The sequence below is a fragment of the Candidatus Pelagibacter sp. genome (assembly GCF_052049815.1).
Taxonomy (GTDB): domain Bacteria; phylum Pseudomonadota; class Alphaproteobacteria; order Pelagibacterales; family Pelagibacteraceae; genus Pelagibacter.
Genome location: NZ_JBNGZG010000069.1, coordinates 1 through 3,255 on the forward strand (window position 1 = coordinate 1; position 3,255 = coordinate 3,255).

A 3,255-nucleotide genomic window follows, 5' to 3' on the forward strand; every position below is an offset into this window, starting at 1 on the left:
AGTAAAATAATGTTAAAAAATAGAATTAAATGCATTCATGTTGGATTAGGGAATTTTTCGTTAAAGAGATTAGAAAAAAATTTAGTTAGTGAATATTTTGAACCTGTTGCTTATGTTGATATAGATTTAGCAAAAGCAAAAAAAGTATTGGCTTCTTTAAAAAATATCCCAGATGATTTTGAAAAAAGAGTATTTAAAACAATTTCAGAAGCAAAAAAAAACTTTGAAGCTGAAGCATGCTTTATTTTTGTTTCTTCTGAAAAACATGCAAAACTAATTATTGAAAGTCTTAGCAATGATTTACATACATTTTGTGTTAAATCCATTGCATGTAATGTTGATGAATTTAATCAGATAATTAATCAGAAAAAACTAAATAAAAAACTTACTTTAGTACAAGGGCTAAATAATCAATGGAGTGAGGCTAGCGAAAAAATGTCTGAATTCTTAAATGATAATGATAAATTTGGTGAGTTTTTAATGGGATATTGTATATGTTGGGGTAGACAGAATCTTAAAAGTGAAAAACCGTTAGTAGATAGCACAAGTGATGGAATATTTTATCACTCCATGGGCTGTCATCAGCTTGGCCAACTTATTAAAAGTCTTGGAGCTCCAAAATGCGTCATTAGTCAAACTCCACGACAAATTGATGAAGAAATTGGTTTTTTAGATGTAGAAAGAACAGCTGGTGGAAGTTGTATTCTTGAATATCCCGGGAATAGAATTTTTTCTTATATTGGTACAAGAGCTGCACATTCTAATCCTTTTGGTTATGCTGCTAGATGGAGTGGTAATTGGATGTTTCATGGAACTAATGGAGATATCAAAAGAGAAGGTGGTAGAGTATCCATTTTCCAAAAAGATAAAATGATTGCTGATACTTATTGCAAAGATTTAGATGCTGGACTTATAGAAGATGATATGAAGCAATTTATTGAATTTTATAAGGATATAAAAAAAAATAAAAAAAATCTTGAAAAACTATCTCTGTTAACTTGGGTGACAATGGAAGCATTGAATAAATCTTCTAGAGAAAATAAAAAAATAGAAATAGACACGTTCATTAAGGAGTTAGAGGTTGATGATATTTTATGATAAATGAATTCAAAGATAAAAAAATCTTAATTACGGGAGCTTCAAAAGGTTTAGGTTTGGAAATATCAAATGCTTTTGAAAAAACTGGAGCTAAACTAGCTTTGATTGCAAGATCGAAGGATCTTTTAAACGATATTTCAAAAAAATTTAAAAATAAATCTTCTCATTTAATATATGATGCAGATTTATTAATTAAAAATGATTTAGATAAAGTGACATCTGATATTATAAGTAAATTTGGTTCACTAGACATCATTATTCATTGCGTTGGTGGAAGTTTTGGAGAGAATGATGCTTTTAAAGGTTGGAAAAGCTTCGAGAAATCTCTTAGAGGTAATTTGGGTATCTCAGTTGATGTTAATCATAAATTTCTACCCGATATGATTAAACAGCAAAAAGGAAATATTATTCATATAAGCTCTGTGGTTTCTCAGCAGTCTACTGCATCTGTTTTTTATTGTTCTGCAAAATCTGCTCTGAATGGATACGTGAGATCTATGGGAAATCAATTAGCAAAAGATAAAATTTATTTAAGCGGAATAATTCCTGGTGCATTCATTGCCGAAGGCAATGCAATGAGTAGATTTAAATTTTATAAGCCGGAAGAATATCAAAGTTTTGTAGAAAATCTTCCTCAAAAAGAAATGCCACATGCTACTGAATATATTGACATAATTAAGATTTTATCAAGTAGAAATGCTAGGATATTCTCTGGATCTCTTATAAATTTAGATAGTGGACAGGGAATTGCTATAGTTTAAATCATTTTAAATATTTAAACCAATTCTTGGTGGCTTTCTCTATTCTACTTGGTGTCCAGACAGGAGCATCAGACCAATCATTAATGTTTTTTAATAACTTTGATATACCCTCAGATATTCCAACTTTTGGTTTCCAATTAGTAAATTTTTTTATTTTTTTAATATCTGCAAAAGTAATTTCTGGCTCTCCTGGACGTTTAGGTATTTTTACAACATCACCTTTTAATAATTGAATTATCTTATTGATACTTATTGTTTTTCCACTTCCAATATTAAAAATTTCATTTTTTAAATTATTTGACTTTGACACTAGAATTAAAGCATCAACAATATCTGTGACATAAGTAAAATCTCTAGTTTGATTGCCATTTCCGACTAAAGTAAAAGGTTTCCCAGAAAGCTTTTGTGCTAAAAAAACTCCAAATACTGCACCATAAGTACCTGATGTTCTTGCTCTTGGGCCATAAACATTAAAAAATCTTAAGGATGTAGTGTTTATATTGTAAACTTTTCCAAAATGAAGGACAATTTCTTCACCTAATCTTTTTGTTAATGCATATGGATATTGAGGGGAAATTTTTGAATTTTCTGGTGTTGGATATTTTTTTGGTATTCCATAGCAAGAAGATGACGCTGAATATACAAATCTTTTTACATTATTAGAAACTGAAAGTTTAATAACATTATAGGTTCCACTTACATTAGTAGAATAATAATCATCAGGATTATCTATGCTTGGCACAATATCAGCTAGGGCTGCTAAGTGAAAAACACAATCTATATTTTTAAAATATTTTTTAATTTGAGTAAGATTTCTTATATCTGCATTAATAATTTTAATATTTTTTTTTATGTTTTTTAAATTCTTTTTTTTACCAATTGAGAAGTTATCAATAACTATTACTTCATTATTTTTTGCTAATCTTTCCACGAGATGACTTCCGATAAATCCAGCTCCTCCAGTAACAATATATTTCATTAATACGATATGTCTTTAATTTAGTTTATGTTTATACTTAAGTTTATTTATTTCAACAGCAATCCTCTTAGCACCTTTACCGTCAATAATAATATTGAGTTTCGTTTTATTATTATCATTTAAAATTCTAGTAACATATTTATTTATTATTGATAATATTTTCATTTTATTCATATTGTCTATTTTGCCCATATAGTTAATCAATTTATTTTTTAATAAAAAATTACTAATTTTTATTTGATGTTTTGCAGTTGAAAAAACAATATTTTTTTTATTTAGATATAATCTTTCAAATAAATTTGTTCCAGCAGCACCAATACATAGTTTTGATTTCATAATATAATCCTCTAAATTTTTATAATTTTTTAAAAATGATATTTTATAATCTATCTTATTTGATAGATCTTTTATTAAGTC

The 3,255-nt window shown here is 27.5% G+C and carries 3 protein-coding genes and 1 pseudogene; 2 read left to right on the plus strand and 2 right to left on the minus strand.

The genetic code is table 11. The features are described 5' to 3' along the window. Together ACTT9D_RS07060 and ACTT9D_RS07065 are read left to right on the plus strand one after the other, a co-directional pair. The coding region (locus ACTT9D_RS07060; protein WP_440931077.1) for a Gfo/Idh/MocA family oxidoreductase at positions 1 to 1,098 on the plus strand (1,098 nt) is incomplete at its 5' end. Continuing rightward, positions 1,095 to 1,859, plus strand: coding sequence for an SDR family oxidoreductase (locus ACTT9D_RS07065; protein WP_440931078.1), 765 nt, complete (start codon positions 1,095 to 1,097; stop codon positions 1,857 to 1,859). The genes ACTT9D_RS07060 and ACTT9D_RS07065, both read left to right, overlap by 4 nt. Position 1,860: 1 nt before the next feature. Here the strand turns inward: ACTT9D_RS07065 and ACTT9D_RS07070 are convergent, their stop codons facing one another. Beyond that, positions 1,861 to 2,838, minus strand: coding sequence for an NAD-dependent epimerase/dehydratase family protein (locus tag ACTT9D_RS07070; RefSeq protein ID WP_440931079.1), 978 nt, complete (start codon positions 2,836 to 2,838; stop codon positions 1,861 to 1,863). A 15-nt stretch (positions 2,839 to 2,853) separates the two neighbouring features. Beyond that, a pseudogene (locus tag ACTT9D_RS07075) lies at positions 2,854 to 3,255 on the minus strand (hypothetical protein); the annotation flags it as partial.